This window comes from Chelativorans xinjiangensis (assembly GCF_009812055.1).
GTDB classification, from domain to species: domain Bacteria; phylum Pseudomonadota; class Alphaproteobacteria; order Rhizobiales; family Rhizobiaceae; genus Chelativorans; species Chelativorans xinjiangense.
Genome location: NZ_WQNH01000041.1, coordinates 38,125 through 44,336 on the forward strand (window position 1 = coordinate 38,125; position 6,212 = coordinate 44,336).

Here is a 6,212-nt window from a genome sequence, read left to right on the forward strand (position 1 = left end):
GCTGCTAATCGTTCACCACGGAGATATCCGGCGCATCGACGGCCTTCATGCCGACGACGTGATAGCCCGAATCGACGTGCAGCACCTCGCCCGTCACGCCGCGCGCCAGATGCGAGAGGAGGTAGAGCGCGGTGTCACCTACTTCCTCGATCGTCACCACCCGCTTCAGCGGCGAGTTGTACTCGTTCCAGCGCAGGATATAGCGGAAATCGCCGATACCGGAGGCGGCGAGCGTCTTGATGGGGCCGGCGGAGACAGCGTTGACGCGGATGTTGGACCCGCCGAGATCGACGGCGAGATAGCGCACGCTGGCCTCGAGCGCCGCTTTGGCGACGCCCATGACGTTGTAGTGCGGCATCACCTTCTCGGCGCCGTAGTAGGTCATGGTCAGGATGGAGCCGCCATCCGCCATCAACGGCTCGGCGCGCTTGGCGACCGCGGTCAGCGAATAGACCGAGATGTCCATGGTGCGCAGGAAGTTGTCGCGCGTGGTCTCGACATAGCGCCCGGTCAGTTCGTCCTTGTCGGAGAAGGCAACGGCGTGGACGAGGAAGTCCAGCTTGCCCCAGCGCTTCTCGACCTCGGCGAACACCGCGTCGACGGTGTCGAGGTCGGTGACATCGCAGTGACCGACGACGATGGCGCCCAGTTCGGCGGCCAGCGGCTCGACCCGCTTCTTCAGCGCGTCGCCCTGATAGGTCAGCGCCAGTTCGGCCCCTTCGGTTGCGCAGGCTTTGGCGATGCCCCAGGCGATCGAGCGATTGTTGGCCACACCGAGCACAAGCCCGCGCTTGCCGGCCATCAGGCCGTTACCACCAGCCATAGACGATTCTCCGAACTTGTTACGGCGAACGCCCTATCGCACAGCGATAGCAAAGCATCAAGTTGGCAGAAAGAGATGTAGGGGAAAAGGGGGAGCCCTACTGCCTCACAGCCCTACTCGCTCTCCACGTTCTTTCGAAACAGTTCCTCCAGCGCCGCATCACCCCCTTCCGGTAGCATGATGCGCACATGGGCATAAAGATCGCCGTTGCCGCCGCTCTTCAAAGGCAGGCCGCGCCCCTTGAGCCTGAGCGTGCGGTCGGAACTCGACCAGGCCGGCACGGCGACGGCCACCTTGCCGGTCGGCGTCTCTACCGCCACCTTGGCGCCGAGCACGGCGTCGCGCAGGCTCACAGGGAGGTCGGCATGCAGGTCACGTCCCTCCACGCGGTAGCGCTTGTGCGGACGCAGCTTCAGCTTCACCAGCGCATCGCCGCGTTCGCCGAAGGGTGTCTCCGCCCCCTGGCCCTTGAGGCGGATCGTCTGGCCGTCCTCGACATAGCGCGGCAGCTTCACGGCAATGCGCCGGTCGTCTGGGAAAGCAGCCGTCACCTTGGCCGCGGTCGCCACTTCCTCAATGGTGACTAGGAGCGTGACATTCAGGTCGCCCAGTCCTTCCGGACGCGTGGTGCGGCGCGCGCCCTGCGGGCCGCCATGCGAAAAAGCCTGGCCGAAGATTTCGCTGAAGATGTCGGCGCCGCTGAAAGGCTCGCCGTCCATGCCACTCGTGCGGAACTCGAAGTGGGTACGGCCCGGCCCGGCACCGGCACGCCGGAAGCCCGCAAAGGGGTCGCCGTGGGCGCCGCCCTCGAAGCCGTGAAAGCGTGGCTTGCCGCTGGCGTCGATCTCGCCGTTGTCGAAGGCTTGCCGTGTCTTTTCGTTGCCGAGGATTTCGTAGGCCTGGCCGACTTCGGCAAAACGCTCCTTCGCCCGCGGATCGTCCGGCCGCTGGTCGGGATGGTATTTCTTGGCCAGGCGGCGATAGGCCGCCTTTATGTCCTTCGCCGGTGCGCCCTTCTGCACGCCCAGCACCTCGTAGGGGTTCTTCATCGTCAGCCTTGCCCAAAGAACGGCGGGAAAGCCGTCAACCGGGTGTTTCGCATAGGTTTTCGGTCGCGCCCGTTATATGCGCATTGGCGGGGCAGAATTCCAGTATCCAGCGGTAGGGCTACAGCATTGCAAAGGCGCGTGTGTGCAAAAAACCCGTCGCGTCCTCACAGGCAAGCCCCCGGTAGAGGTGGATGCCATCGAAGCTTTGGCGCGTCGTGGTGAAGGCAAGGCAGTCTTGCCCGTCCGCCTCCTGCCTTGTCACGGCGGTAATCCTGCCGCGCGCGCCGCTTACCGGGTTCTCCCATTCGTGGCCGACAGCGTCCAAAACCTCGCGCGCCAGGACGGCGAGGACGATCTCGGCATCCGTCTCCTCGCCAGCCGCGGTGACAGCCGGCACGGAAGCGGTGGTGATGGTCCCGTCCGACCGTTGGCCGACGGCGTCTTGCGCGCTGGCCGCGCAGCCGTGCGCCAGCGCCGCAAAAACAAAAAGAAGTGCCGCCTTTCTGAGAAGGCGCAGCACCAAACGGGCTCCGTTATCTGCCCCTTGCATCGGCCCCCGCAATCGGCATGCTCCGCAAAACAGCATCAGTGAGCAGGACGATGGTTACGATTGGCTTAAACGAGAGCGATTTCACCGAAAGCGGCGACCCCTACCGCCTGTTCGGTGAATGGCTGACCGATGCCGAGGGTTCGGAACCGAACGATCCCAACGCCACGGCGCTGGCGACCGTCGACGCGGACGGCATGCCCAATGTGCGCATGGTGCTGCTCAAGGGCTTCGACGAGCGCGGCTTCGTCTTCTACACGAACTTCGAAAGCACCAAGGGGCAGGAAATCCTCTCCTCGATGAGGGCCGCCATGTGCTTCCATTGGAAGAGCCTGCGCCGGCAGGTGCGTGTGCGCGGGCCTGTGGAACAGGTGAGCGAGGAGGAGGCGGACGCCTATTTCGCCTCGCGCCCACGCGGCAGCCGCATCGGCGCCTGGGCTTCGAAACAGTCGCGGCCGCTGGAGAGCCGCTTTGCACTGGAAAAGGCGGTGGCGGAATATACGGCCAAGTTCGCCGTTGGCGCGATTCCTCGGCCGGACTACTGGTCGGGCCTGCGGATTGTGCCCGACAGCATCGAATTCTGGCACGACCGCCCCTTCCGGCTGCACGACCGGGTGATCTTCAGGCGCGTGGAGGGCGGCTGGGAGAAGACGCGGCTTTATCCCTAAGCGGACCCTTGCTTGTAAGGCGGACGCTCAGGCGCCGTCCCGCTTCCGGTTCATGAAGGCCGTGAAGGCGGCGCGGGCTTCGTCCGATTTCAGCCGCGCGCGAAAGTGTTCGCCCTCCTCCCGTATACGCGCAAAAACCTCATCACGCGGTCCGCGCAAAAGATCACGCGTGATCTGCAGCGCCTCCGGCGGTTTTGCCGCAAGGGCACGGGCGGCGGAAAGGGCCGTTTTCTCCAGCGAGGAAGCGTCGACGATGCGGTGGATAAGGCCCGCCGCGAGCGCCGCCTCGGCGTCCAGCGCCTCACCCAGCGCCAAGAGCGCGAAGGCGCGCTGGGGGCCGAGGACGCGCGGCGCAAGCAGACTGGAGCCCGCCTCCGGCACAAGGCCGAGGTCGACGAACGGTGTCCGGAAGACGGTCTCCGGCGTGGCGAAGGTCAGGTCGCAATGCAGGTTGATGGTGGTGCCGATACCGACAGCAATGCCGTCGACGCCCGACACGACCGGCTTCCTGCAGCCGGCGAGCGCCAGCAGGAAATCGAACACCTCTTCGCCGCCCTCCCCGCCGGTAGCGACGGCGAGGAAGTCGGCAAGGTCGTTGCCCGCGGAGAAGGCCTCCGGTGCACCGAAGATCGCGTGGCAACGCACCGCCTCGTCGCAGTCGCCCTCGGCGAGAGCGGTGGCCATGGCGGCATACATGGCGCGGGTGATAGCGTTCTTCTTCTCCGGCCGGTTGAGGCGGATGATCTGCACCGCATCGCGGCACTCGACGAGGATGTGGTCGGTCATGCTCAGCCCTCCGCCAACGCACTGGCAGCCGCGATCAGGCTTTCCGCGCCCTCGATCACCGTGCGTTTCAATGCCGCCGTCTCGGCCAAATGGTTTTCCGCGAGATAGCGGCCGAGGCAGGCCTGCGCGGCATTTCCCGCCGAAACCGCGCCGCGCGCCACCATGGCAGCACCGGCGGCTAGGGCGAAAAGACGCAGATAGGGCGTGGCGCCGCACAGGGCGGCCTCCGCCTGCCTCTCACCCTGAAGGCGCAGAAGATGCTCCGTCGCTTCCTCCAGATCGTCCAGCGCCGCGCTTAGGCGCTCCCCGGTCTCGCCCAGTTCCGGCATGTTGGCGCCACGCACGGTCTCGGCGTCCTGCCGGAGCTCGGCGATGAAGCCGCGCACATGCGCGCCGTCAGCCTGCGGCAGCTTGCGCATGACGAGATCGATGGCCTGGATGCCGTTGGTGCCCTCGTAGATCGGGGCGATTCGCGCATCGCGCAAAAGCGCGGCCGCGCCGGTCTCCTCGATATAGCCCATGCCGCCGTGCACCTGTAGGCCGAGCGAGGCGACCTCGACGCCGACGTCGGTCGGGAAAGCCTTGGCGAGCGGCGTGAGCAGGTTCGCCCGATGCTGCCAATGGGCGACCTCCTCTCCGCCGGTGAAGCGGGCCATGTCCATCGCATGGGCGCAGGAATAGGCGATGGCGCGCGCAGCCTGCGTCATGGCCTTCATAGTCAAAAGCGTGCGCTTGACGTCCGGGTGCTCGACGATCGGGCTCATCTCGCCGCCCCTGGCGCCCTCGGCCCGGCCCTGGCGGCGCTCGCGCGCGTAGGCGAGCGCCTTCTGATAGGCGGCCTCGGCCACCGCTACGCCCTGCATGCCGACTGCGAGGCGGGCGTTGTTCATCATGGTGAACATGCAGGCGAGCCCGCGGTTCTCCTCGCCGACCAGCCAGCCGACCGCGCCGGGCGTGGCGCCGAACTTTCCGTCGCCGTAGATCATGGTGCAGGTGGGCGAGCCGTGGATGCCCATCTTGTGCTCGATCGAGGCGCAGAAGACGTCGTTGCGCGGGCCGAGCGAGCCGTCACCGTTGACCAGGAACTTCGGCACCAGGAAGAGCGAGATACCCTTGGTGCCGGCCGGAGCATCCGGCAGGCGTGCCAGCACGAGGTGCACGATGTTGTCGGTGAAGTCCTGCTCGCCATAGGTGATGAAGATCTTTTGGCCGAAGATGCGGTAGATGCCGTCGGCAGCGCGTTCGGCGCGCGCCTTGAGCGCGCCGAGGTCGGACCCAGCCTGCGGCTCCGTCAGGTTCATGGTGCCCATCCATTCGCCGGTGACAAGCTTTTCCAGATAGGTTTTCTTCAGGTCCTCGCCGGCGTGCTTTTCCAGCGCCTCGATGGCGCCCATGGTGAGCGTCGGGCCGATGGCGAAGGCCATGGAGCCGGAATTCCACATCTCGAGCGCGGCCACGGCAAGCATCATTGGCAGGCCCTGCCCGCCCCAGTGCTCGGGCGCGGCCAACGCGTTCCACCCGCCCTCGCACCATTTGCGGTAGAGCTCCGGCCAGGCGGGCGGCGTGGTCACTTCACCATCCTTCAGCTGCGCACCCTTCTCATCCCCGATGCGGGCCAGCGGCGCGATCTCCTCGCCGGCGAAGCGGCCGGCCTCGGTCAGTATGGCCTCGACGAGATCGGGCGAAAGGTCGCCGGCGAGCCCCTCGTCCAGCATCTTCTTCAGCCCGGCGACATGGGTGAGCGTGTGGCTGATCTCCTCCACGGGTGCGCGATACATGGCTTGCCTCCTCGATACCCGGCGCTTGGGAAGGAGCCTAGCCGCGCCCATCCCGCACGACCAGCCCTGCCCCACATGATCGATAATTTCTTTTTACGTAAACGTCAAATACAACCGCCTTGAGCTGCCGACAAGCAGGCGGTAGGACACATCCAACCGCTATTCCCGAGGAGGCGCCCATGCTCGCGCGGCCGGAAAAGTACCAATGCATCGAGTGCGGCAAGGCCATGGGCACGCCCGACTTCGCCTACCACCACGGGCGCATCGAATACGGTCCCGCCTACTGGTGCGACCGCGGTATCCTCTGCTCCATCCAGTGCTCTCTGGCCCACCACCAAAAGCGCCAGGCAGAAGGCACGCAGCCGCAGCAACCGGCACCGGATCCCTTCGAGGACGATTGAGCACGGCTCGAAGGCGTCGGCGCCCGCGACCACATCGGTTTCCAATCTCCCTTCCCGCAATGTGGCGGAACGGCTAGAGCATGTCCTGTGATCGATGAATCGATTGTGATGTGACGGCGACATTTTGTTCTGATTCAACCTCCATTTTGACGGAGGTGGA

Annotated in this window: 7 protein-coding genes; 2 read left to right on the forward strand and 5 right to left on the reverse strand. The window is 65.7% G+C overall.

Translation table 11 applies throughout. From position 1 onward, the window contains the following. Positions 1 to 4: 4 nt before the first annotated feature. The 3 genes from fabI to GM910_RS20525 all read right to left on the reverse strand — a co-directional run bounded on the left by fabI (position 5) and on the right by GM910_RS20525 (position 2,392). Positions 5 to 823 (reverse strand): enoyl-ACP reductase FabI, encoded by an 819-nt coding sequence (gene fabI / locus GM910_RS20515; protein ID WP_159590679.1) that lies wholly within the window; start codon positions 821 to 823, stop codon positions 5 to 7. A 113-nt stretch (positions 824 to 936) separates the two neighbouring features. Then, positions 937 to 1,872: a DnaJ C-terminal domain-containing protein gene (locus tag GM910_RS20520; protein WP_159590681.1), complete on the reverse strand. Its 936-nt coding sequence runs from the start codon at positions 1,870 to 1,872 to the stop codon at positions 937 to 939. Between the two features lie 118 nt (positions 1,873 to 1,990). Continuing rightward, a complete protein-coding gene (locus GM910_RS20525; RefSeq protein WP_159590683.1) occupies positions 1,991 to 2,392 on the reverse strand; it encodes an RT0821/Lpp0805 family surface protein in 402 nt (133 codons plus the stop codon). 47 nt (positions 2,393 to 2,439) lie between these two features. Here GM910_RS20525 and pdxH point away from each other — a divergent pair, with 47 nt between their 5' ends. Then, entirely contained in the window at positions 2,440 to 3,087 is a 648-nt protein-coding gene (pdxH, locus tag GM910_RS20530) for a pyridoxamine 5'-phosphate oxidase (RefSeq protein WP_281354914.1), read from the forward strand. A 27-nt stretch (positions 3,088 to 3,114) separates the two neighbouring features. Here pdxH and GM910_RS20535 read toward each other — a convergent pair whose 3' ends face one another. Beyond that, entirely contained in the window at positions 3,115 to 3,873 is a 759-nt protein-coding gene (locus tag GM910_RS20535) for a crotonase/enoyl-CoA hydratase family protein (RefSeq protein WP_159590687.1), read from the reverse strand. Positions 3,874 to 3,875: 2 nt separating this feature from the next. Then, the gene (locus tag GM910_RS20540) at positions 3,876 to 5,651 is read right to left on the reverse strand and encodes an acyl-CoA dehydrogenase family protein (protein ID WP_159590689.1); all 1,776 of its coding nucleotides are present in this window, start codon (positions 5,649 to 5,651) and stop codon (positions 3,876 to 3,878) included. A 179-nt stretch (positions 5,652 to 5,830) separates the two neighbouring features. On the opposite strand from GM910_RS20540, the gene GM910_RS20545 reads away from it, so the two are divergent. Then, positions 5,831 to 6,052, forward strand: a complete 222-nt coding sequence (locus tag GM910_RS20545) for a hypothetical protein (RefSeq protein ID WP_159590691.1) — start codon at positions 5,831 to 5,833, stop codon at positions 6,050 to 6,052. Positions 6,053 to 6,212 lie beyond the last annotated feature (160 nt).